Origin of the sequence: Archangium sp. (assembly GCF_036277355.1) — a bacterium.
GTDB lineage: Bacteria > Myxococcota > Myxococcia > Myxococcales > Myxococcaceae > Archangium.
Genome location: NZ_DASUNC010000073.1, coordinates 32,962 through 56,177, shown reverse-complemented (window position 1 = coordinate 56,177; position 23,216 = coordinate 32,962). Strand labels below are relative to the sequence as shown.

18 protein-coding genes are annotated in these 23,216 nt (G+C 69.6%); 14 read left to right on the top strand and 4 right to left on the bottom strand.

What is annotated here, in order from left to right; all coding sequences use genetic code 11:
• The first annotated feature begins 127 nt into the window (after positions 1-127).
• The 6 genes from VFZ09_RS19310 to VFZ09_RS19290 all read left to right on the top strand — a co-directional run bounded on the left by VFZ09_RS19310 (position 128) and on the right by VFZ09_RS19290 (position 6,011).
• Entirely contained in the window at positions 128-499 is a 372-nt protein-coding gene (locus tag VFZ09_RS19310; RefSeq protein ID WP_329729076.1) for a hypothetical protein, read from the top strand.
• 136 nt (positions 500-635) lie between these two features.
• On the top strand, positions 636-992 hold the full coding sequence (locus VFZ09_RS51655) for a helix-turn-helix domain-containing protein (protein WP_414640718.1): 357 nt from the start codon (positions 636-638) through the stop codon (positions 990-992).
• The gene (locus VFZ09_RS19305) at positions 989-1,600 is read left to right on the top strand and encodes an IS630 family transposase (RefSeq protein WP_329729078.1); all 612 of its coding nucleotides are present in this window, start codon (positions 989-991) and stop codon (positions 1,598-1,600) included. Before VFZ09_RS51655 ends, VFZ09_RS19305 begins: the two co-directional genes overlap by 4 nt.
• A gap of 105 nt (positions 1,601-1,705) precedes the next feature.
• Entirely contained in the window at positions 1,706-2,902 is a 1,197-nt protein-coding gene (locus VFZ09_RS19300) for an NAD(P)/FAD-dependent oxidoreductase (RefSeq protein WP_329729075.1), read from the top strand.
• Between the two features lie 126 nt (positions 2,903-3,028).
• A complete protein-coding gene (locus VFZ09_RS19295; protein ID WP_329729074.1) occupies positions 3,029-3,409 on the top strand; it encodes a hypothetical protein in 381 nt (126 codons plus the stop codon).
• A gap of 46 nt (positions 3,410-3,455) precedes the next feature.
• Entirely contained in the window at positions 3,456-6,011 is a 2,556-nt protein-coding gene (locus tag VFZ09_RS19290; protein ID WP_329729073.1) for a GAF domain-containing protein, read from the top strand.
• A 16-nt stretch (positions 6,012-6,027) separates the two neighbouring features.
• Here VFZ09_RS19290 and VFZ09_RS19285 read toward each other — a convergent pair whose 3' ends face one another.
• Positions 6,028-6,891: a metallophosphoesterase gene (locus VFZ09_RS19285; RefSeq protein WP_329729072.1), complete on the bottom strand. Its 864-nt coding sequence runs from the start codon at positions 6,889-6,891 to the stop codon at positions 6,028-6,030.
• Between the two features lie 121 nt (positions 6,892-7,012).
• Between VFZ09_RS19285 and gluQRS the strand changes: the two genes are divergently transcribed.
• Genes gluQRS through VFZ09_RS19265 form a run of 4 tightly spaced genes read left to right on the top strand, consistent with a single transcriptional unit; the run spans position 7,013 to position 9,753 of the window.
• Entirely contained in the window at positions 7,013-7,960 is a 948-nt protein-coding gene (gene gluQRS / locus VFZ09_RS19280; RefSeq protein WP_329729071.1) for a tRNA glutamyl-Q(34) synthetase GluQRS, read from the top strand.
• A gap of 8 nt (positions 7,961-7,968) precedes the next feature.
• Positions 7,969-8,532, top strand: coding sequence for an AgmX/PglI C-terminal domain-containing protein (locus VFZ09_RS19275; protein WP_329729070.1), 564 nt, complete (start codon positions 7,969-7,971; stop codon positions 8,530-8,532).
• A gap of 46 nt (positions 8,533-8,578) precedes the next feature.
• Complete coding sequence (locus tag VFZ09_RS19270) at positions 8,579-9,415, top strand: DUF4081 domain-containing protein (protein ID WP_329729069.1); 837 nt, start codon at positions 8,579-8,581, stop codon at positions 9,413-9,415.
• A 20-nt stretch (positions 9,416-9,435) separates the two neighbouring features.
• Complete coding sequence (locus VFZ09_RS19265; RefSeq protein WP_329729068.1) at positions 9,436-9,753, top strand: hypothetical protein; 318 nt, start codon at positions 9,436-9,438, stop codon at positions 9,751-9,753.
• Here VFZ09_RS19265 and VFZ09_RS19260 read toward each other — a convergent pair.
• On the bottom strand, positions 9,730-10,335 hold the full coding sequence (locus VFZ09_RS19260) for a hypothetical protein (protein ID WP_329729067.1): 606 nt from the start codon (positions 10,333-10,335) through the stop codon (positions 9,730-9,732). The genes VFZ09_RS19265 and VFZ09_RS19260 overlap by 24 nt on opposite strands.
• A gap of 148 nt (positions 10,336-10,483) precedes the next feature.
• Between VFZ09_RS19260 and VFZ09_RS19255 the strand changes: the two genes are divergently transcribed.
• Positions 10,484-11,107 carry a tRNA-(ms[2]io[6]A)-hydroxylase gene (locus tag VFZ09_RS19255; RefSeq protein ID WP_329729066.1) on the top strand — a complete coding sequence of 208 codons (624 nt, stop codon included), beginning with the start codon at positions 10,484-10,486 and terminating at the stop codon, positions 11,105-11,107.
• 60 nt (positions 11,108-11,167) lie between these two features.
• Here the strand turns inward: VFZ09_RS19255 and VFZ09_RS19250 are convergent, their stop codons facing one another.
• Both VFZ09_RS19250 and VFZ09_RS19245 read right to left on the bottom strand, forming a co-directional pair.
• The gene (locus VFZ09_RS19250) at positions 11,168-16,738 is read right to left on the bottom strand and encodes a lamin tail domain-containing protein (RefSeq protein ID WP_329729065.1); all 5,571 of its coding nucleotides are present in this window, start codon (positions 16,736-16,738) and stop codon (positions 11,168-11,170) included.
• Positions 16,739-16,902: 164 nt separating this feature from the next.
• Positions 16,903-18,759 (bottom strand): SLC13 family permease, encoded by a 1,857-nt coding sequence (locus VFZ09_RS19245; protein ID WP_329729064.1) that lies wholly within the window; start codon positions 18,757-18,759, stop codon positions 16,903-16,905.
• Between the two features lie 229 nt (positions 18,760-18,988).
• On the opposite strand from VFZ09_RS19245, the gene VFZ09_RS19240 reads away from it, so the two are divergent.
• The 3 genes from VFZ09_RS19240 to VFZ09_RS19230 all read left to right on the top strand — a co-directional run bounded on the left by VFZ09_RS19240 (position 18,989) and on the right by VFZ09_RS19230 (position 23,145).
• A complete protein-coding gene (locus tag VFZ09_RS19240) occupies positions 18,989-20,782 on the top strand; it encodes a phosphoenolpyruvate carboxykinase (GTP) (protein WP_329729063.1) in 1,794 nt (597 codons plus the stop codon).
• 138 nt (positions 20,783-20,920) lie between these two features.
• A complete protein-coding gene (locus VFZ09_RS19235) occupies positions 20,921-21,739 on the top strand; it encodes a hypothetical protein (protein ID WP_329729062.1) in 819 nt (272 codons plus the stop codon).
• The gene (locus VFZ09_RS19230; protein WP_329729061.1) at positions 21,739-23,145 is read left to right on the top strand and encodes an ABC transporter substrate-binding protein; all 1,407 of its coding nucleotides are present in this window, start codon (positions 21,739-21,741) and stop codon (positions 23,143-23,145) included. The genes VFZ09_RS19235 and VFZ09_RS19230 overlap by 1 nt, the downstream gene beginning before the upstream one ends.
• Positions 23,146-23,216 lie beyond the last annotated feature (71 nt).

The following is a 23,216-nucleotide window of genomic DNA, read 5'->3' as shown; positions in this document are numbered from 1 at the left end:
GGCTCGTGGCCATCCCATCAGCCAACGTGCCTCACCTTTCCAGTCTCGGTGATGGGATACCCCTGCTCACGGGGAGCCTGCCCATCACCCAGCTCGCTCATTCTGGCCCGCTTTTCCCTCATCCAGCGTGCTCGGTAACACAGAGGAGGCACTGGCGGACTTCGTCGCGTTCGCGACGCGCTGGGGTGACGGACTCGTACTGCTCGACATCCTCACGCCCCAGGTTCTGGATGAAGACCAGCAGATCTTCCGCCGGGTCCTCAACGCCAAACTCGATGAGGTTGAGCAACTGAGGCAGCAGATGACGATCTGCCGCCTCTTTCCTGGGTGGTTCCCCCTCGTGGGACCGACAGCGGTGATGCTCGCCTTCCTTTCTCTCGCATGCGGCAGGAAGGCGTTGGTTCGCGATTATCTCGCCTTCTACAATATCGATCACACCACGGCCGGTCCGCGTTGGGATGCGCTGGTGCGGAGCCTCAAGCGCAAGGCGAGAGGGTAGCGCGGCAACTCGCCCACTCATAGCGCTTCCCGATTGCGTTGAGCCCATTTCATATTTCAACACTGCGGGGGCTTTGGGAATCATCCCGATTGCGTTGAGCCTGCGCGCCTGATTTCTGAAGTGGCTGGAGGTGGACATGCCCCGGCCCTATTCCACTGACTTGCGCGAGCGTGTGCTTGCGGCCTGCGACCGCGGGTGCACGATCGAAGAAGTGGCTGAGCAGTTCGGTCTTGCGGTAGCCACCGTCAAGCGCTGGCGCCGCCTTCAGCACCGGACAGGCTCCGCAGGTCCAGTGCCGCACGGCGGTGGTCGTCCCCCTCGGGTTGTGGACAAGGGCCTGACAGTGGTGTCCCAGATCGTGCAGGAGCATGCTGACCTGACGGTCGCGGAGATTGCGGCGGAGTACAGGACGCGCACAGGGATCGCCGTGAGTCGCTCTTCCATGGGGCGCACGCTTCAGCGGTTGGCGCTGACGCGAAAAAAAAGTCCCTGACCGCCACCGAACAGAAGGCACGGAGGGTCCAACTCCTACGCGCGCTCTTCCTGCTGCTGGTGCACCTCATCGACCCTCACCGGCTCATCTTCCTCGACGAGTCGGGCAGTCACATCGGTATGACCCGGGAGTATGCTCGTGCGCCGCAGGGAGAGCGAGCACCTGCCAGCGTCCCACGCAATCGAGGCTGTGCCCTCACGCTGTTGGGCGCCCTGGACTGCCGAGGGCTGAGAGCTCTGATGACCATCGAAGGTGCCACCACGACGGAGGTCTTCGACGCCTTCTTGGAGCACTGCCTGGTGCCCGAATTGAAGGAAGGGGACGTCGTCGTGCTGGACAACTTGGGCGCACACAAGTCGGCGTCCGTCCTACGACGCGTCAGGGCGGCAGGTGCCTTTGTTCTCTTCTTGCCCCCGTATTCTCCGGAACTCAATCCGATAGAGCTATGTTGGAGCAAGTTCAAGAACCTGCTCAAGCATGCCGGTGCATGTACTCGCGAGGAACTCGAACACGCGGTCGCAGAAGCAATGAAATCAATAACCCCGGAGGATGCGGCGGGTTGGTTCCATCATTGCGGATACAGGCTCAACCCAAATGAGCACGACTGAGACAATCAGTCACTTCAAGCCACAAACGCAGGCTCAACGCAATCGGGAAGCGCTATCAGAGGAACAAGCTGGCGGGGCCGGGACCCAGGCGCTACAACGCGCGCGATGACATCCCTCCACGTCGCCATCGTCGGCGCGGGGCCGGCCGGCTCCTCCGCGGCCACGTTCCTCGCCCAGCAGGGTGCCCGGGTGACGCTGCTCGAGCGCAACCGCTTCCCCCGCGACAAGATCTGCGGAGATGGGTGCACGCCCCGCACCCTCTGGATGCTCGAGCGCCTGGGCCTCGGCGAGCTGCCCACCAGCACCGACGCCGCCCCCGTGGACTCCGTCTATGCCCTCTCCCCCGGCGGCGTCGTCCTCGAGGAGACCATCCCCTCGCGCCTCTTCGGCGGCAAGGCCAGCGTCATCGCCCGCCAGGTGCTCGATGAGCGGCTCGTCCGGCGCGCCGTCCAGGCCGGCGCCGAGCTGCGCGAGGGCGTGCTCGTGGACGGAATCGAACGGGACGAGCGCGGCGTCCTCCTGCGCTGCCGGGACGGCGAGCCGCTGCGCGCGGACCTGGTGCTCGGGTGCGATGGCTCCCCGTCCGTGGTGCGGCGCGCGCTCGGGGCTCCCGACTTCCCCCGCGACGAGGGCGCCTTCGCGGTCCGCGCCTACTACGAGAACGTCCGCCTCTCCCACCCGCGCAGCTTCGCCTTCTTCTGGGAGAAGGAGCTGCTGCCCGCCTACGGGTGGATCTTCCCGCTGCCGGACGGCCGGGCCAACGTGGGCCTGGGCATGCGGGCGGACCAGCTCGACGCCTCCGAGGTGAAGCTGCCCGCGCTGCTGGAGAAGTTCTGCGCGCTCCCCCGCGTGGCCGCGGAGCTGGCCGGCGCCCGGCGCGTGGGCAAGGTGAAGGGCCACCACCTGCCCTACGGCTCCTTCTCCCGGCACACCGGGTTCGACCGGGCACTGCTGCTGGGAGACGCGGCAGGCTTCGTCAACCCGCTCACCGGCGAGGGCATCGAGTTCGCCCTGGAGTCGGGCGCCTTCGCCGCCGAGGCGGTGGCCGAGGCCGCCGCGGCGGGAGACTTCTCCGCGCGGGGACTGAGCGGCTACGCGCGGCGCTGGGAGACGCGCTTCCGCACCGCCTTCCACCTCAACCGCCGGTTGATGTGGGCCTTCGAGCGGCCCTGGCTGCTGGACCGCGTCTTCCGCACGGCCAACCGCAGCACGTCCGTGCGCGCCGAGCTCAGTGACATCCTGGCCGGCGAGGCCACGCACATCTCCTGGCGCTTCGTGGCGGAAGTGGCACGCGGGGGCTGAGTAGCACACACCTCTGACACATGGATGACGTCTCGGAATGACGCACCGCGAAGGGGGTCGCGCCCCCTTGCACGCCCTTGGCACGTGGGCACATTCTTGCGGCGGACGGCCAACAGGGAGGTGGGCATGCTTTCCATCCACGAGCACGCAACGCTGGAAGAGGCGAGCACCGAGTTGCTCGAGTTCGCCCTCGAGCCGTCCAACTGGATGACGCTTCCACCCGCCGAGCAGGCAGCCGCCACCGTCCCGCAGGACGTGCGCTACCAGCGGCGCGTGGGCTCGCTGCGCATCTACACGGTGCTGGAGGTCGCGCCCTCGCTCGAGGTCTTCCTGCGCGTGGCCTTCCGCGCGCCGGGCCTCACGCCCGTGAAGGCGGCGGACCACCTGGAGGCCTTCCTCAAGCAGCGTCTGCCGCTGACGCCCAACAGCGAGTGGCAGGTGGAGGTGGACGAGCGCCGGTGGATCCACTTCGTGCGCCGCTACTCGGCCCCGCGCCTCCAGGCCTGATCGCCGGTACCACTCCCGCCCGGGTGGACGTCCCTATCTTGACGCCATGGCGGGGAGCGACACATCCACCAGCCCCGAGGCCCCCCTCCGGCTGTGTGACTTCATCCGGAGACACCGCGCCCGGGTGCTCGAGTCGTGGGCGGGACAAGCCGGTCTGCTGCCGGGCATCCAGGGCCTCTCCCGGCCGCAGCTCCTGGACCACCTGCCGGACCTGCTCGACCGCATCGCCAACGTGGTGGAAACGGTCCACACGGGCGAGCACCGCACCCTCGAGGAGTTCCCCGAGATGCATGCGCTCGAGCGGCTGGATGCCGGGTTGGACCTGGAGCAGGTAGCGAGCGAGTACGCCCTGCTGCGCGCGTGCATCCTGAAGCTCTACAGCGAGCACGTGGGCGAGCGGAACGCCGGGGTGGTGGTGCGGGAGATGTTGTACTTCAACCAGACGTGCGACACGGCCGTCGTCACCGCCGTGGCGCGTTATGCGCGGGCCCGCGAGCGGACGCTGGTGGCGTTGGATCGTCTCTCCGAGGCGGCGCTGGGCACGGAGGACCTGGACACGTTCCTGCCCCGGCTGCTGCGGGTCATCCTGGAGAGCACCGAGTCGGTGGACGCGCTCGCGCTGCTGCTGCGCGACGGGGACACGCTGCGGGTGGGCGCCTCGGTGGGGCTGGGCGAGGAGGAGTCCACGGGCTTCAGCCTGAAGGTGGGCGAGGGCTTCGCCGGAACCATCGCCGCCGAGCGGCGCCCGAAGGAGCTGCGCTCGGCCTCGACCCGCGGCATCCAGGCCCTCTACGGCGTGCCCCTGCTGGATGGAGAGCGGGTCATCGGCGTGGCGCACATGGGCAGCCGCACCACCCACGAGTTCTCCAACGAGGACAAGCTGCTCTTCCGGGTGATGGTGGGCCGGGCCGCCAGCCTCATCGTCCAGGCGCAGCTGGTGGCGCGCGAGCGGGAGGCGCTGGCGCGCGTGCGGGCGCAGGAGGAGCGCGCCGTGCGCCTCCAGGCGGTGACGGCCGCCCTGTCCCAGGCACTCACCACGACGGACGTGGCGCGCGTGGTGGTGGACAAGGCGGTGCGGGCGCTGGGGGCCATGGGTGGCTCCATCGGCCTGCTCTCGGAGGACGGCCAGTGGTTCGAGATGCTGGAGGCCCAGGGCCACCGCGACGAGGTGGTGCGGGACTGGACGCGATTCCCGGCGGACGCACCGGTGATGTTCCGCCAGGTGGTGTCCACGCGTGCGCCCGTCCTCTACGAAACGGTGGAGCACTTCCTGGCGGACTACCCGCAGTGGGAGGTGCTCGCGCGCGAGGAGGGCCATGGCGCCTTCGCCACCCTGCCGCTGTTGGCCGATGGCCAGGTGCTCGGGGCCATGGGCCTGACGTTCCGCGAGCGGCGCACCTTCTCCGCGGAGGAGGTGGCCTTCATGCGCGTGCTGGCGGGACAGTGCGCCCAGGCCCTGGAGCGCAGCCGCCTCTACGATGCCGAGCAGCGTGCGCGGGCCGAGGCCCATCTCCACCTGACCCGGCTCAACCTCATCATGGACACGGCGCCGGTGGGGCTCGCCTTCCTGGACACGGAGCTGCGCTATGTGCGCATCAACGAGCGCCTGGCGGAGATGAATGGGCGCTCCGTGGCGGACCACCTCGGACGCACCGTGCGCGAGGTCCTGCCCGGGCTCGCCTCCACCCTGGAGGCGCTCTTCCACCGCGTGCTGGAGACGGGACAGCCCGTGGTGGACCTGGAGGTGACGGGAGAGACGCCCGCCCACCCGGGCGTCCAGCGCCACTGGCTGGTGAGCTACTACCGGGTGCAGGACGTGAAGGGCCCCCCGCTGGGCCTGGGCGGCGTGGTGGTGGAGATCACCGACCGCAAGCGGGCCGAGGAGGAGCTGCGCCGCACGGCGGAGTTCCGCGAGCTGTTCCTGGGCATCGTCTCCCATGATCTGCGCAACCCGCTCAACGCCATCCGCCTGTCCGCCAGCACGCTGCTGCACTCCGAGGGGGTGGAGAAACATCAACTGAAGGCCGTGCGCCGCATCACCACCAGCGCGGAGCGGATGGGGCGGATGATCTCGGATCTGCTCGACTTCACGCGGGGGAGGCTGGGCGGAGGCATCCCCATCCACCCCCGGCCCGCCAACCTCCGTCACATCTGCCAGAACGTGGTGGAGGAGCTGGAGGCCGGCCACCCCGAGCGCAAGCTGAAGCTGACCGCGGTGGGCCGCTTCCAGGGGGCGTGGGACCCGGACCGGCTCGCGCAGGCGTTCGGCAACCTGGGCAAGAACGCGCTCGAGTACAGCCCCGAGGGCTCCCTGGTGGACTTCGTGCTCCGGGACGAGGGGGACACCGTGCGCCTGGAGGTGCACAACGAGGGCCCGCCCATTCCGGTGGAGGGGCTCTCGTCCGTGTTCGAGCCCTTCCAGCGAGCCGTGGAGCACACCGGCTCCTCGGGGCTGGGCCTGGGCCTCTTCATCGTCCAGCAGATCATCACCGCGCATGGCGGCACCGTGGAGGTGCGCTCCACCGAGGCCGAGGGCACCACCTTCACCGTGCGGCTTCCCCGCCACGCCGTGGAGAAGAGCCAGGGCACTCCGGCGAAGTAGACGGCCCCGTGGGCGCTCAGTTCAGCGCCCCACCGGGCACGTGCTTCTGTCCCCCCACCACCTGGCCGTCCTTCACCTCGATGACCCAGTAGCCCTCTCGGCCCGCCTGTGTGGAGGAGCCCGCGCTGAAGATGTGCGGGCGCTCGGCGGTGGACGGGTGGTGGTAGCGCTTGTGGATGTGGCCGTGGAGCACCGCGAAGCGGGGGCCCGGAATCAGCCGGAAGAGCGCCTCCGCGTCCCGCAGCCCGTGGAAGTAGCTGTCCGCCCGGCCATGGTGGGTGAGCGGAGCGTGGTGCACCGCCACCAGCACGGCGCGGCCGTCGAGCCGCGGATCCTTCACCAGCGCCGCGAGCCCCTCCAGTTGCGCCGGGCCGATGTGGCCATGGGCGATGCCCGGCAGGGAGGGCACCCGCGCCGACAGCAGGCCCACCACCGCGGCCTCCTGGCCCACCAGCCGCACGAAGGGGAAGGCTCCCTCGCGGCGGTACTCGGGCAGGTCACTCTCCAGCAGGTGGCCGAAGTACCGCGCGAAGCGGCCCTTGCGGTGACTGCCCGGGGTGAAGACGTCGTGGTTGCCGGGGATGACGGTGCAGCGGCCCGGATCCTCGGCCAGCGTGCCGAGCGACTCGCGCGCCAGCTGGAACTCGGGCTCCAGCGCATACGCGGTGACGTCCCCGGAGAGGATGAAGTGGTCCACCCCCTGTTGCTCCGCGTCGCTGGCGATGGCGGCGAGCGTCTCGGGAGCCCGCGCGTAGGCCTTCTTGCGCCCCCCCACGGACAGCTCGGCCAGGGCGGCCCACCGCCTCCAGCCGAGCCTCAAGAAGGGCAGGGAGAAGTAGTCGGCGGTGATGTGGACATCGGAACAATGGAGGAAGCGCATCCCGGTCCCCAGTTAACCTTCCGTGGCGTCCATGGCCACGGAAAGCTGCGCATGTCCGGTGCGGGGGCCAAGGAGGAAGCAGCCAGCCCTCCCCGGGCGCGTTAGTCTGCCAGGGACTTCCATGAGCTTCCGCGGACGCTTCGCCCCCAGCCCCACCGGCCGCATCCACCTCGGCAATGCCCGCAGCGCGCTGCTCGGCTGGCTCCAGGCCCGCGCGGCCGGTGGCCAGTTCCTGCTGCGCATCGAGGACCTCGACCGCGCGCGCTGCAAGCCGCAGTTCCTCGACGACCTGTACCGGGACCTGGAGTGGCTGGGCCTGGATTGGGACGAGACGCCCCTGGTGCAGAGCCAGCGCGATGACGTGTACCGGGAGGCCCTGGAGAAGCTGGAGCGCGCGGGCCGCGTCTACCCGTGCTTCTGCACGCGCGCGGAGATCGCCCGCGCCGCGAGCGCCCCCCATGGCCTGAGCGACGAGGGGCCGCGCTACCCGGGCACGTGCGCCGCCCTGACCCCCGAGGCCGTGGCCGAGCGGGCCCGGACGCGTGTGCCGGCCCTGCGCTTCCGGGCGGCCCCCGGCGAGTGGTGCTTCGAGGACGGGCTGCATGGCCGCACCTGCCAGGACGTGGCCACGCTGGTGGGCGACTTCGTGGTGCGCCGCAACGACGGGGTGGCCAGCTACCAGCTCGCCGTGGTGGTGGACGACGCGGCCAGCCACATCACCGGCGTGCTCCGGGGGGATGACCTGCTGACGTCCACCCCGAGGCAGCTTCAAATCCACGAGGCACTGGGCCTGACGCCTCCGCGCTTCTGGCACGTGCCCCTGGTGCTCGGCGAGGACGGCAAGCGGCTGGCCAAGCGGGAGGGCGCCTTCGCGGTGGCCGAGCTGCGCGAGCGGGGCATCTCCGTGGAGCGGGTGCTCGGGCTGCTCGCGGCGTGGAGCGGGCTGGGGGACGGCACGCCGGTGACGCTGCGGGAGCTGGTGCGGCGCTTCCGGCCCGAGCTGCTCCCCCGCTCCCCCGTCGTGGCCCGGGAGGCGCTGTTGAAGGAGGCACTGGGGCTCGGGGGTTGAAGGTGCACATGCGGGGCAGAGCCGTCTTCCTCTGGGTGGTCATCCCCTTCGTGGCCCTGAGCGTGCTGGCGCTCTGGCTCACGCGGGACACGTCCGCGCCCACCAGGGCCGTGGCCGTGGACGTCCCCGCCTCGCCTCCGCCCGGGCCGCCCTCCCCTGCCCCCGCTCCCGAGGTGCCCGTGGAGCGGACGCCTCCCGTGGCCCCACCGCCCCCCACGCCCCCCCCGGAAGAGGAGCCGAGGCTCGAGCTCCCGCCGGGCACGTGGAGCGAGGAGGAGGTCCGCGTGGCGCTCCGGTCCGTGCAGCCGCTGGTGCGCTCGTGCCTCGAGGACGCCTCGGTGCGCCACCCGGGTCCACAAACAGTGAGGCTGCGCTTCACCCTGGAGGCGCGGGGGGAGCGCGGCCACTTCCAGGACAGCGAGGTGGTGGAGAGCACCGTGCTGGACCCCTTCGTGCTCGCCTGCCTGGTCGATGCTTTCGCCGACGCACAATTTTCCGCTCCACCTGGGAAAGCGCCGCTGACGCTGACACATCCGTTCCACTTCCGGCCCGGAAAGCGCGGAGCCCCTTGAAAACCCTGGCGGGACGTATGGTGTAGTAGGACGGTCCGTCTCCCCCATGCCCATCACGGTCCAACAACTCGCCCCTTCGGACGCCGATGCGCTGCGGGCGCTGCTCGCCAAGGATCCGGCGCAGAACCTCTACCTGTTGGGGTTGCTGCAGGAGTTCGGCATCGCACCGGCGGACGGGCGCAGCAGCTTCTCGTACTGGGGACGCTTCGATGGGAAGACGCTCACGGCGGCGCTCTTCGTGGGAGGCGGGGGCGGACTGGTGGTGCCCTCGGCGAGCGACAGCGCGTCCACGGGAGTGATCGCGGACGCGCTGGCCGAGCGCGTGAGGCTGAAGGCCTCGGTGGGCGAGAAGCCGGCGGTGGACGCGCTGGTGCGCAGCCTGTGTCCGGGCAAGCCGCGGCTGTCGAAGAACTACCGGCTCTTCGCGGTGTCGGCGGATGACATGGGGCCGTTCACCAACCCGCTGCTGCGGCTGGCGCGCGAGGAGGATGTGCCGCGCCTGCTGCCGTTGGCGCTCGGGGCGGTGCAGGAGATCTACGGCCGGGACGCGCTGGCGGAGGATCCCCACTTCGAGGCGCGGGTGGCGCAGCGCGTGAGGGCCCGGCGCACCTACGTGCTGGAAGAGAACGGGGAGATGGTGTTCAAGGTGGACATCGGCAGCCGCTCGCAGTTCGGGGCGGAGCTGGAGAACCTGTACACGGTGCCCTCGCAGCGGGGGAAGGGCCACGCCACGCTGTGCCTGGGGCAGATCTCCCGCTTCCTGCTGTCGTCGTTGCCGAGGCTCACCCTCCGGGTGGAGGAGAAGGACGAGTCGCTGGCGCGGATCGCTCGCAAGGTGGGCTACCTGGCCGGCCGCACCCAGCGCCTGGTGCTGGCGGAGTAGTGCCGGTCCCGAGGGGTGTGATGAAGCAGGACGACCTCTTCGCGCGCATCCGGAGCATCTGCGAACGCCCCCGGATGTTCGCCCCCCACTTCTCGCTCGAACACCTGTTGCTGTTCATTCACGGTTATGAGGCGGCCCTGCGGGACACGCAACAGCCGGGCCAGCATGAACGCTTCGAGGCCTGGCTGTACGCGCAGCACCCGGAATGGCGGGCCTCGTCGATGTGGTGGGGGAAGCACCTGCTCGAAGCGTGCGGAGGCGACCTGGAGCGCACGCTCACGGAGATCATCGGACTCGTGGATCGCTTCGTGGCGTCACAGGCTGCTCACGGTCTGTGACGTGATGCTCGCTCCAGGCTCCGTCACCAACCGCTTCATGTATTCATCCACTGGAAGCCCGGCCGGGCCGGTGAACGCATCGTAGAGCCGATCCTTCACCCGCACGACGACATGCATCCATCGCTCACTGACTTGAATGGTGCTGCCCGGTTTGCCCGCGCGCATTTCGAATCCCAGGAACCGGGAGCCCTGAGCAGTGAACCGGACGAAGGAGGGCTCCGCACCGAGGCGTTTGAAGCCTTCGAAGATGGCCTTCGCCACCTCGATGCAGGGGCCCGCCCGTTGATTGCCCGTGCTGAATGCGTTTTGGAGCGCTCGCAGCCACAGGGGTGCCTGGCGTCCCATCTCCAGTTCCCACAGGGCGATGGCACCTGCGATGTCCCCTCGTGCGAGTGCCGCCAGGACCCGGACCCGAAGCGTGTCCGGCATCTGGAGCACGAGCTGGGAGAGCTGCGCGGGAACCCCAGCGGCCTGCGCCAGGACCAATTGCTGGGTGAGAACCGCAGGAGCCAGCACCCTGGGCGAAGCCTCAGCGGACATCGCGCCCATGGCGAGCACGACCATCAACCAGCGAAAGCGCATATCGAGGTGACCTCCCCGGGAATCATCCTCCACACCATGGCTCGCCCGGAAGGCGGGAAGCCAGGCTCACAAACCCGGCGCCCCATGACGGCAGCAGTAGCGTCCGCGAGCGGGGCGGTTACACTCCGCGCCCTCGCCGGAGTGCACCATGTCCCGTCCCACCCCTGAGCGCCGTCCCCTGTCCGGAGAGGGCCCCGTCATCCTCCGAGTCGCCTCGGATCCCCGCTGGCTGCCGCTGGCACTCGAGCGCTTCGACGAGGTGCTCGTGGACCATGCCCACTGCGAGAAGAAGGCGGCGGCCAACGCCCTCTCGCTGCTGCAGGTGTACCCGGACCTGCCCGGCCTGCCGGCGCAGATGGCACGGCTGGCGCGCGAGGAGAGCGCCCACCTGGCCCGCGTGCTGGACCTGATGGCGGCCCGGGGTCTGACGCTGGGGCGCGACGCCGGTGACCCGTACGCCCAGGGGCTGCAGAAGTTCGTCCGCACCTCCGCGGACGGGCGCCGGGTGGACCGGCTGCTGGTGGCCGCCGTCATCGAGGCCCGCTCGTGCGAGCGTCTCTCCCTGCTGGCCGAGGGACTCGAGGACCCCATGCTGCGCCGCTTCTACGGTGAGCTGGCGCAGTCCGAGGATGGGCACCAGTCCCTCTTCTTCCGGCTGGCCGTCACCGCGGCGGCGGGCGACGAGGCCACGGTGCGCACGCGGCTGGACGAGCTGCTCGTCCTGGAGGCCGAGGTGCTCGAGCGCATCGGCCTGCGCGCCGCCATCCACTGAAGCAAGAGGCCGCCCCGGTGTACTTGGGACGGCCTTGAGAAGCGTCCGTGGGACGGCGGGCTACTGGATCTCCGTGGCGCTCGCGGAGTTCTGCGGCTGACGCGTCGTGCGCAACACGAAGTCATTCGCGTTGTTGTCGCTGTCGTACCCGTTGCCACGAGTGGCGTCGCTGCCCCCCACGGCCATGGTCGCCGCGGTCGAGGTGGAGACCGCCTTGCGCTCGTAGCTGCCACTGGTGGCCAGGGTGCCCGTGATGGCGCTGCCCTCGGGGGCGTTCGCCGAGCCGTAACCCACCGTGTCCACAACCGTCACGCCATCCGCCTGGACGAGGCGCACATGGCCGCCAGCCTGGGCCATCGCCTGGGTATAGAACCCATTGGAGAGGGTGGAACCGGAGTAGGTGCCGCCGGACAACTCCAGCAGGTAATAGCCGCGGGCGGAGAGCTTCGCGCCGATCGAGAAGGTGTAGCTCGTCGCGTACGAACCACTGGTCGCCGCCTTGTACTGGAGCGTCCAGTTGGACAGGGACACGTCCGCGTTGGTCGGGTTGTGGAGCTCGATGAACTCGTCACCGTTCCCATTCGGCCCCGTATGAGCCAGCTCGCTGATGACCACGTGATTGGTCAAGACGGGAGGCGGCGGCGTGGCGACCGTCACGGTGCCGTAGGTGCCAGCCGGAGGCGTCACGGCCCCGCTCTGGTCGCAGTACGTATAGGGCGAATAGGTGCCCGTGGCCGGATCCAGGAGCCGGTAGCGGAAGCCGTACTTGTACGTGCCCGCCGTGGGAATGCTCAGGGTCCCCTGCACCTCATCGTTGTTGCTGGACGTGCTGGAGTAGCCGGCATTGGGGCTCGCCGCCGTCCACGTCCAGCCCGCCGGGTTGCTGGCATCCGTGCCGTAGCCCAGCTCGGCGGAGACATGCGGGTAGCCATCGTTGCCCTTCGTGTTCCGGTCGGTGACGCCGGGCTCTTGGAACTGGCTGAAGATCGTCCACGAGGAACCGGGAGTCACGGTGGCCGGGTAGACACCATCCCCGGACGGGAACGTCTTCGGGTACTGGATGGCGCAATAGTCCACGGGAGCCGCGGGCGCGATGCCGCACGAGGAGTTGGCGGCGTTGGGCGTACCGTAGTCGCCGCCCGAGAGCAGCGCCGTCAGCTCGGAGTCACACCAGTACCAGGGTTGCGCGCTGGCCGGGGTGCCCACCACGAGCGACGAGAGATTCATCGCGCGGCCCGTCGTCTGCGGGAAGCTCAGGGTGTACGTGAAGTCCTCCACCGAGGTGGCGCCGCTGACGAGCTGGATCCGTCCCTCCTTGTCCAGGTCGATGCCGGAGCCATAGGCGAAGTCCGCGGAGACGCCACCATTGGTGGCCGTGTCCTGGTTCTGCGCCAGGACGAAGGTGCCCTTGCGGTCGATGACGGCCGGCACGCTCCCGGAGCCCACCGTGAAGGAGCCCAGGGTGGTGCCGCCACCGTTCTTGAAGGTGACCGCGAGCCCGTTGAGGTTGAGCAGGGAGGAGGTGGTGTTGGTCAGCTCGACGTACTCCGTAGTGCCGACCGAGGCGGAGTGCATCACCTCGGAGACGCGGAGCGCGCTGGCGCCCGGCTTCGCCGCCGTGTCACAGGCGCTCTTGAAGCAGACGGCGTCGGTGCCCGGGCAGGCGGTGGTCGTCTGCGAGTCCTGGCACGTGGGGGTGTTGTCCACGTCCACGCAGGTCGACGAGTAGGTGATGCGTGAGACCCCATCCGGAGCACAGGTGGGCGAGGCCGCCGTGCAGGTGTACCCGGCGCACGGGTCCACGCGGGTCGTCACGCTCAGCACGGAGAGCACGCTCGCGTTGCCCACGTCGTCCTTCACCCTCAGCGCGAACTGGTACGAGGTGTTGGGGCTCAACCCGGTGATGACGCCCGACATCCCGGAGCCCGAGCCCAGCGGGCTCACCACCACCCCCGTGGTGGAGGCGGAGCCGAACGTCGAGTCGTCGATGGTGCTCGTCGCGTAACGCAGCTCGTAGCTGGAGGCGGAGCCGGCCATGGCGTCATCGCCCACGAGGTTCCACTGCAGCTCCACCCGGACGCTCGTCTTGCTCACCTCGGCGAGCACCGGAGCGCTCGGCGCGACGTCGTCCACGATGGAGAAGGCCGCACTGGAGACGGGAGCATACGAGCCACCCGAGGCCTCGAGCTGGAAGCCCGAGCCCTGCTGGTCCACGGAGAGGGAGCCGAAGGTGACGATGCCTCCCGAGGGGCTGGCCGGCACCATGCCACCGAGCACGGCCGCGGGATTGCCGCCGGTCAGGCGCAGGGAGATCTCCGGCTCCGAGACGTCGACGACGTTGCCGAACCCGTCCGTGACGACCACGCTCACGGTGCCCAGGGACTCACGTACCCGGGTGGAGCTGCCAGGCGGGTCGCGGAAGGCGAGCTTCTCGGCCGGGCCGGCGTCGACCCGGATGGAGGTCTCCGCCGCCAGGGAGGCGCTGGCCACGTCCTTCACGGTGAGCGTCTGGGCATCCACCCGGGCCGTCTTCAGCGTCACGGAGAAGGACCTGTGGCCGGAATCCCCGGGGACGAACGCGGTATCGCCGGGGAGGGCCGCCTTCGCGTCGCTCGATGCGAAGTGGACCGTGCCCGTGTAGCCGGTGGCCACGTTTCCGAAGCCGTCCATCGCCGTCACGTCGACGGTGAGCGCGGTGCCCGCGACAACAGGCCCCGAGGGCGTCACTGCCATGACGAGCTGCATCGCGGAGGCGGGGGTGACGTCCACCGTGTCGGAGCCGCTCTTGCCCAGGGCCGCGTCCGTCACGGTGAACGTGGTGGAGACGGCCTTCTTCGGCGTGAAGGAGAAGAAGGCGCTGCCCTTGTCCGCCGGGGCGAAGGTGTAGTCCGCCGGCAGCTCGGCGCCCGTCGGAGCCGAGGAGAAGCCCACCGTCCCGAGGTAGTCCTCCACGGTGTTGTCGTAGGCATCGAGCGCGGTGACCTTCACGGTGACCGGGTCGCCCGCCTTCGCGGAGGCCGGAGCGTCCATCAGGAAGCGCGCCAGCTCGGCCCACGTCACCTGGACACTGGCCGTGGCGGTGAGCGACGGGGTGGCCTTGTCCTCGACCGTCACGGAGTGAGCGAGCGCGCGCGCCGTGAACAGCTTGACGGGGAACTCCTTCGTGCCCAGGTCGGCGGGCGTGAAGGTGTACTCCGGCGGCAGCTCGGCCCTGCTGTCCGAGGAGGTGAAACGCACCGTGCCGGTGTAACCGGTCTTGGGCCTGCCGAAGCCGTCGAACACCTCGACCTTCAGCATGAACGAGTCGCCCGCCTTCACCGGGCCCGGCGGCCCCGTGAGCACCAGCGTGTCCGGAGGAGGCGGAGTCACCTCCACCTCCAGCGTGTTGCCCGGCAGCCCGTCGCTGGAGGACGCGGTGAGCGTCTGCTTGCCCGGGGTGCGCAGGATGACGCCAGGGAAGGTGTACTGCCCCTTGTCGGTGGCGGTGAAGGCGTGGCCCGCTGGCAGCGAGGCGCCGGCGTCACCCGAGGCGAGCGTCACCGTGCCGGAATAGCCCTCCGCGACATTGTCGAAGGAGTCCAGCACCTTCACCGTGGCGCTGTGCTCGGAGCCGGAGACGACGGGGCTCGAGCCGGACAGCACCAGGCGCGCGGCCGAGGCATGGGAGATGTTGAAGAAGTTGCTGGTGGCGGGGATGAGCGGGGTGCCCGAGGCGGTGCTCGCGGTGGCCTCCAGGGAGTAGTTCTCCCCCGCCTTGTCGATCCGCACGGCCCGGGTGCCGTCGAACGTGGCCACGCCTCCGCTGGCGTTGACGGTGAAGGGACCGAAGCCCGAGACGCCCTTCACGGTGAGCGTCACGGCGAGGCTCGAGCCGCTCACGATGCGCCCGGCCGCGTCCTGGATGGCCACCTGGACGGCGGGAGCCAACTGCGGCACGCCGGCCGTCCCGTTGCGAGGCTGCTCGAGGAAGACGAGCCGGGAGGCCTCGGGGTCCGGAGTGGAGGCCGAGCCCGTGACGCGCACGGAGTTGCCGGCGTTGTCCATCACCTTCAGGGCCACGTAGTAGGGGGTGCCGGGAAGGAGGCCCGAGAGCGTCGCCGACTCCAGCGCGGCGGCCGGCTTGGGCGAGCCCAGGACCACCGAAGAGGCCGAGGCGAAACCCGGGTCCGTGGAGTAGACGAGCTCGTGGCTGCTCGCCTGGCCGAGCAGACCGTCATCGCCGACGGCCTTCCAACCGACGGTGATGGAGTCGAGGCCGTTGACCGTGAAGGTGAGCTCCGGCGCGGAGGGCGCCAGGTTGTCGGTGATGGTGAAGGCATTGCTGGAAACGGGAGTCAGCCCGGAACCCGAGGCCGTCAGCACGTAGCCCGAGTCATCCTCGGCGATGGAGAGGCCGGAGAAGGAGGCCACACCGTCCACCGGGGTCACGGGGGCGCGGCCCACCAGCGTCCCGGTGGTCTTGTTGAGGCCGAGCGTCACCGATGGAGCGCGAGCGGCCACCCGGTTGCCGAAGGAGTCCGTCAGCGCCACCTGCACGCCGAACGTCTGGCGGACGAAGCGGTCCGTGGGCTGCCCGGTGAAGACGAGCTTCGCGGCGGCGCCGGGCACCACGCCCACCTCGCGGGTGGAGGCGAGGGCCGCGTTACCCGTGTCCCGCACCGTCAACCGCCGCGCGCCCGCCTGCTTCAGCACGAGCGCACCGGTGAAGACGTGGTGGCCCGCGTCGGCCGCGGTGAAGACGTAGTCCGCCGGCAGCGTGGCCGAGCCATCCGTGGAGGAGAAACGCACGGTGCCGGTGTAGCCCGTCACCCTGTTGCCGAAGACGTCCAGCACGGACACCTCGGGGCTGAGCGCGGCACCCGCCGTCACGGAGGCCGCCACCTGGGCCAGTTCCAGCGAGGCGGGCGCGGCGGGCGCCACGGCGAAGGAGGAGCTCGTCGTGCCCGTCAGTCCCGCGCCGCTCGCCACCAGGGTGTAGTTCGGCGCGGCCTTCTTCAGCACCAGCTCGGAGAAGCGCGCCACGCCATTCACCGCCGCCACCGACACGGTGCCCTCCAGGGCCGCGACCGCCGGGCCGGAGCCGAGCGCCAGCGTCACGGTGTTCGTGGCGCCCGTCATCGTCTCGCCATCCGCGTTCTGGATGGAGACCTCGACAACGCCGAGCACCGCGCCGGCCGTACCGCCCGAGGGCCCCTGGGTGAAGGCCAGCCGGGAGGCCGGCGGCACGACGAACTCGAGCGAGGGCCGGGACGTCAGCGTCACCGGGCCGCCCTCGGCCTCCACCGAGGCCGTCACCGTCTTGAGGCCGGCGACGGTGGAGGACACCCGGGCCACGGCCACGCCCTGTGCGTCCGTGGTGCCCTCGGGCTGCAGCACCGTGTTGCCCTCACCGGAGACCGCCACCTTCACGGTGCGGCCTTCCAGCGCCGTCCCGTCCTCCTTGCGCACCGTCACCGTGAGCTCGACGATGTCCTTGCCGTTGGCGCTGATCGCCAGGGTCTTGCTGGCCTCCACCGCCGAGCGGTCCGCATCCGGCATCTCGCGCATCGGTGGCGTCCCCGGGTCACAACCCGCGCCACATCCCACCGACAGACCGAGCAGCAACACGCTCCACGCGACCAGGCGCGTCATGACCCTCTCCCATCAAGAAATGCACCCGCCAGCACGGGGCACGGCGAGAACGAAGTGTCTTTTAGCAGACGCCTCGGCCTGCCCCCAATGTGGAGCGGGTGCGCCCAGGTGACGGGACCTGTGCGCTACGACCTGGGACGCATCTCCAAGACCCACCACCCCTCTCACCGTGGCGCCATGCGCTCGCTCACCGGCTCCCGGGCGCGAGCCGGCTCGGACCCGGCCTTGTGGAAGGGCCACACCAGGGGCACCACCGCCACCAGGAAGGCGAGCAGCAGCGCCGTCAGGGGCGTGCCCAGCCGGAAGAAGTCGGTGAAGCGGTAGTGGCCCGGGCCGTACACCAGCACGCAGCTCGGCTCGAGCGGCGTGATGAAGGAGCAGCTGGCCGCCAGCGTCACGCCAATGGCGAAGGGCCGCGGGTCCACGCCCAGCTTCGTGGCCGCGCCCACCGCCACCGGCAGAATCACCAGCGCGGCGGCCTGGTTGCTCATGGGCGCGGACAGGATGATGGTGAGCGCCATCATCAGGAGCAGCACCAGGCGCGGACCTCCGTACTCGCCGAGCCGCGCCGCGTGGGTGCCGAGGAACCTGCCCGCCCCGCTCTCCTCCATGGCCACGCCGAGCGCCAGCATGGAGCCGATGAGCAGCACCACGCGCCAGTCCACGCGGAAGGCCCGCCGCGCGTCCACGCACCCGGTGGCGATCATCGCCAGCATCCCCGCCAGCCCCGCCACCGACAGCGGCATCACCTTGAAGGTGCCCGCCGCGAGCGCCCCCAGGAAGAGCACCACCGCCAGCAGTGACTTGCCGTAGCGCGGCGGCTGGTACGCCACGTCCCCCAGGATGAGCAGGTTGACGCCGTCCGACAGCTCCTGGACCTTCTCCCGCGGGCCGCGCAGCAGCAGCACGTCACCGGCCGACAACGGCAGCGAGGACAGCGACTGCCCTCCGAAGAGCCGCCCCAGCATCTGCAGCTTCGTCAGCCGTTGGATGGCGGGCTTGCGGTGCAGCGCCAGCGCCACCAGGCCGTAGCGCTCCAGGAAGAGCGTCTCCTTCAGGCTGCGGCCGATGAGCGGGCTGCCCGTGGGCACCGTCGCCTCCACCAGCAGCGTGTCCTGGGGCCTCAAGTCCGTGTCCGACAACCGCATGTCCGGGCGGATCTCGATGCCCCTCAAGTCCTTCACCCGCAGGATGTCCTCGCGGTTGCCCTCGATGATGAGCCGCTCGTCCCCCACCAGCCGGTACGTGGGGACCGCCGGCTGCGACTGCCCCTCGCGCACCAGCCCGATGACGCGCAGCCCCAGGCCCTCGGTGATCTCCGCCAGCGCCTTGCCCGCGTAGCGCGAGTCCGGCGGCAGCTCCGCCTCGGTGAGGTAGTCGCGCAGGGACCAGTCGGCCACCGTGCCCTTGCCCACCCGCGCCGGCAGCAACACCGGCCCCAGCAGCACCACCACGAGGATGCCCAGCACCGCCACCGGAAACCCCACCGGCGACAGCTCCGCCACCCCGATGGGCTCCAGCCCGAAGCGCGGGAAGGCCGCGGACGCCACCAGGTTGGTGGACGTGCCGTACAGGAACACCATGCCCCCCAGCATGGAGGCGTACGCCAGCGGCAGCAGCACCTTGCTCTTGGGCACCTTGGCGCGCTGCGCCGCGCCAATGGCCACCGGCAGGAAGGCCGCCGTCGTCACCGTGTTGGACACGATGGAGGAGAACACCGCCACCACCACCATCATCGCCAGCACGAACGTCTGGTGCCCGAAGCGCGCGAAGAAAGCGAGCCGCTGCCCGACCAGGTGCACCACGCCCGTACTGGCCAGCCCCTCCGTCATCGCCAGCAGCGTGAAGATGAAGATGACCGTGTCGTTGCTGAATCCCTCGAAGGCCTGCTCGGGCGTCAGCACCCGGGTGACCGCCAGCAGACACACGATGACCAGCGAGCTGACCTCGATGGGTACGACATCAATGGAGAAGAGCACCAGGGCAACCAGCACGATGCCCAGCACGATGACGATGGTCATGGACGCCCCCAACGTGCGGACTCGTGTGCCCGGAGGTGAGACCCCTTCCGCTCCGAACGTCCGCTAGCCGAGAGCCTGTACTTCTCGAACGTCTTCTACTGAATAGTGGGGGTTCAATAAGTGAAATTGAAGGAACGTGGCAGCGCCGGGACGGTCTTCACCCGGGGCGGTTGTTGCTTTTACAGGGGCCTCCCGGGAAGGTTCGCCCACCAACTGAGGAGACAAGCGAATGGCTTCGACCCACAACGCGGCGCTCCAGGGCACTGCTCCCACGAAGAACGCGGAGCTGCTGGCCTGGGTAGCCAAGATGGCGCAGATGACCCAGCCGGACAGCATCGTCTGGTGTGACGGTTCCGAGGAGGAGAAGAAGCGCTTCACCGACATGGCGGTGAAGGAGGGCATCCTCATCCCGCTCAACCAGCAGAAGCGGCCGGGCTGCTACCTGCACCGCTCCAACCCCAACGACGTGGCGCGCGTGGAGCACCTCACGTTCATCTGCACCACCAACAAGGAGGACGCCGGCCCCACCAACAACTGGATGGAGCCCGAGGCGGCCTACACCAAGCTCACCCACCTGTTCACCGGCTGCATGAAGGGCCGCACCCTGTACGTGGTGCCCTACGTCATGGGCCCGCTGGGCAGCCCCTACGCCAAGATTGGCGTGGAGCTCACCGACAGCGTCTATGTCGCGCTCAACATGCGGATCATGACCCGCATGGGGAAGGCCGCGCTGGACATGCTCGGCGACTCCAACGACTTCAACCGCGGTCTGCACAGCACGGGAGATCTCAACCCGGACCGCCGCTACATCTGCCACTTCCCCCAGGACAACACCATCTGGAGCTTCGGCAGCGGATATGGCGGCAACGTGCTGCTGGGCAAGAAATGCCTCGCGCTGCGCATCGGCAGCTACCTCGGCGAGCACGAGGGCTGGCTGGCCGAGCACATGCTGATTCTGGGCGTCACCAGCCCCAAGGGTGAGACCACCTACGTGGCGGCGGCCTTCCCGTCCGCGTGCGGCAAGACGAACTTCGCCATGATGATCCCGCCCAAGGAGTACGAGGGCTGGAAGATCGAGACCGTGGGCGACGACATCGCCTGGATGCGCGTGGGTCCGGACGGGCGCCTGTGGGCCATCAACCCCGAGGCCGGCTACTTCGGCGTGGCCCCCGGCACCAACTACAAGAGCAACCCCAACGCCATGGCCTCCGTGGCCAGGGACACCATCTTCACCAACGTGGCCATGACGGCCGATGGTGACGTGTGGTGGGAGGGCATGGACGGCGAGGTCCCCGAGGAGCTCACCGACTGGCAGGGCCGCCCCTGGAAGAAGGGCAGCACCGAGAAGGCCGCGCACCCCAACAGCCGCTTCACCGCGCCCGCCTCCAACAACCCGGTCCTCAGCCCCAAGGCCAACGATCCCATGGGCGTGCCCATCTCCGCCCTCATCTTCGGCGGCCGCCGCTCCAACACCGTCCCGCTGGTGCTCCAGGCCTTCAACTGGACCCACGGCGTGTTCCTCGGCGCCACCATGGGCAGCGAGACCACCGCCGCCGCCACCGGCAAGGTGGGCGTGGTGCGGCGCGACCCCATGGCCATGCTGCCCTTCTGCGGCTACCACATGGGTGACTACCTCCAGCACTGGCTGGACATGCAGAAGAAGATCACCCACCCGCCGAAGATCTTCCAGGTCAACTGGTTCCGCCAGGACAAGAACGGCAAGTTCATCTGGCCGGGCTTCGGCGAGAACATGCGCGTGCTCGAGTGGATCGTGAACCGCGTCCACGGCCGCGTCCCCACCGAGGAGACGCTGCTGGGCTGGGTGCCGCGCTCCGACCAGGGCCTCAACCTCAAGGGCCTGGACCTGTCCCCGGAGGCCGTCAGCGAGGTCACCTCCATCAAGGAGGACGAGTGGAAGACCGAGCTCAAGAGCCAGGAGCCCTTCTTCGAGTCCCTGGGCCTCAAGGCCCCCGAGGCGCTCACGCTGCAGCGCAAGCTGCTCATCTCGCGCCTGGGCAGCTGAGCCACCGGCCCGTGGAGGGCCCGCCGTCTTCCGGGGCCGTCCCGCCACCAGGTGGGGCGGCCCCGCCGTTTTTCCGGCCCCCCCGTTCTTCCGGACCCTCTTCGCCCGGCGGGGAGTTCAGGAGTAGGCTCCGCAACCATGCGATTGGTCTTGGTTTTATTGGCGGCCTTCCTGTTCGCGCCCGCCCCCGCCCATGCCCAGCGGGGTGGCTCGCGCAACCCCAAGGAGCTCATCAAGCAGGCCGAGCGGCTCTACGACCAGAAGAAGTACCTGGAGGCCGCGGCGCTGCTGGAGAAGGCGAGCGAGTCCCTGCCGGACACGCGCATCCTCTACAACATCGCCCGCGCGTACGATCAGGCCGGCAAGGAGACGGAGGCCATCTCCTACTACGAGAGGTACCTGACGGACGGAGAGGACGCACAGCTGCGCAAGCGCTCGCGCCTGTCCATCGACCGGCTGCGGCTGCAGAAGGAGAAGGAGGAGAAGGCGACGGCGGCGGCGGAGGCCGAGCGCAAACGGCTGCGCGCGGAGGCCGAGGAGGCCAGGAAGCGGGCGGAGGCCGAGCGGGCCGAGGCCCGGCTCACCGACGAGGCCAACCAGCAGCGGCTGAAGGTGGCGTACGAGGAGGCACAGGCCTCGCGCAAGCGCATGCAGGTGACGTCCATCGCCCTGGGCGGCGTGGCGCTGGCGAGCGCGGGGGTGGGGGCCTTCTTCGGGGTTCAGGCCAACAACTCGCGCACCGCGTTCAACTCCGCCACGGAGCTGGACCAGAAGCTGGCGGCGAAGAGCGCCACCCGGAGCAACGCGCTGGTGGCGGACATCGGCTTCGGGGTGGGCCTGGTGGGCGCGGTGGCCGCCGTCCTGCTCTACCCCAAGGAGCCCGTGACGAAACCCGGCAAGGTCCGGCTGACATCTGCGCCCCGGGGGACCGGGGCCGGTGTGGAGGTGAACTTCTGATGCGCGCGCTGTTCTTGACGGGAGTGATGTCGGTGCTGGCCACCGGGTGCAGCTTCATCGTGGCGCCCGGGCTCGAGTGTGAGACGAGCGCGGACTGCCTGGAGGCGCAGGTGTGCACGGAACGGGTCTGCATGCCCCTGCCCGCCGGCTGCCAGGTCGAGCCCTACGGTTCCACCGACGCCGATGCCATCCGGATGGGCGGCCTCTTCCCCATCCACACCAGCCCGGAGCCAGGAGCCAGCGAGGACGAGTCCGACGTCCAGGGCTTCAACGCCGCACTGCTCGCGCTGGAGGAGGTCAACCAGCGGACGCTGAACGGAAAGAAGATCGCCCTGTACTTCTGCGACACCGGGAGCAGCAAGGACGTCGCCGAGGAGCAGGCCCGGTGGCTGGTGAAGGAAAAGAAGGTGGCGGCGGTGCTGACGGCTGGCAGCAGCCAGACGATCGCGGCGGCGGATGTGGCGATCCCCGCGGGCGTGCTCACCATGAGCTACAGCGCCTCCTCGCCGGAGCTCACCGCGAAGCCGGACACCAACGGCGGCCCGGTGGGCCTGCTGTGGCGCACCTCGCCCTCGGATGCCATCCAGGGCAGTGTCATCGCGAACCTGCTGCGCTCGGACAGCCGCTTCGGCGCTCCGGCCAAGGTGGGCATCCTCTATGTCGAGGATACCTATGGCCAGGGCCTCTCCAACATCATCTCCGAGCAGCTGAGCACCGGCCCGACACGGGTGGCCAACCGGCCCTTCCTCTACCAGCGCGGCGGCGACGTGAAGGCCGTGCTGGACTCGCTCGACATGACGTACGACCCGGACGTCACCGTGCTGATCGGCTTCGCGGATGACGTGAAGGCCATCCTCAAGGAGGCCGCCAACCGGACCAACCTCAAGCGGGAGAACGGCCACCGCTGGTTCTTCTCCGACAGCGTGAAGGACAAGGCCGTGCTGGCGGACGCGCTGGCGGCAGCGCAGGCCCGGGGCTTCTACGGTACGGCCCCGGCCCAGGGCACGGGCCAGGCCTTCAACACCTTCAGCGCGCGCTTCACCGACAAGTACAAGAAGGATCCGGCCGCGTACGCCTATACCTCCAACGCCTATGACGCCATGTACCTGCTGGCCCTGGGCGCGTCCTACTCCCTGAGCACCAGCAACGCGGTGACGGGAGCGAAGATCGCCGAGGCGCTGATGCGCGTCTCCAGCGGCGCGAGCAGCACCAACACCCAGCTCACCAACTCCAACTTCACCTACCTCGCGGCGGAGCTGGCCGCGGGCCGGAGCGTCAACATCGAGGGCGCCAGCGGCCCGCTGAACTTCGATGCCAATGGCGAGGCGCGCGCCCCCGTGGAGCTGTGGCAGGTGGGCGACACGGACTTCGTGACCATCGCGTCCAACCTCGAGCCACCTCCCTAGCACAAGGGCAGCCCCCCGCCCGCGAGCATGCGGGGGCGGGGGAGACGGCCACTCAGGGGCTCCGCTCCTCG